The sequence below is a fragment of the Idiomarina sp. UBA4206 genome (assembly GCF_002383015.1).
GTDB lineage: Bacteria > Pseudomonadota > Gammaproteobacteria > Enterobacterales > Alteromonadaceae > Idiomarina > Idiomarina abyssalis.
Genome location: NZ_DFTS01000034.1, coordinates 10,557 through 10,831 on the forward strand (window position 1 = coordinate 10,557; position 275 = coordinate 10,831).

Consider the following 275-nt stretch of genomic DNA (forward strand, 5'->3'; position numbering starts at 1 on the left):
TACCGGTTGGATAGAGGTCATGCCGACGTTTTCAAGTACGCGTAGGTGAGTCAGGTATTGATCGCCAAAGGTCATCCAGAAGCGCGCGCGTTTAATAGTCGGGAAGTGCTTAACCAGCGACTCGAGCTCTTCATGGAAAAGCAGGTAAGAAGGGCGCACGCCAACGTTAGGGTAGTCCAGATCTTTACGCACGCTGATAGGGGCAGTTTCGTGCCACTCGCCGTTTTCCCAGTACTTACCTTTCTGGGTAATTTCGCGAATATTAATTTCCGGAT

Annotated in this window: 1 protein-coding gene; it reads right to left on the reverse strand. The window is 50.5% G+C overall.

The genetic code is table 11. From position 1 onward, the window contains the following. The coding region (locus tag B3180_RS07035) for a saccharopine dehydrogenase family protein (protein ID WP_286843748.1) at nt 1-275 on the reverse strand (275 nt) is incomplete at both ends.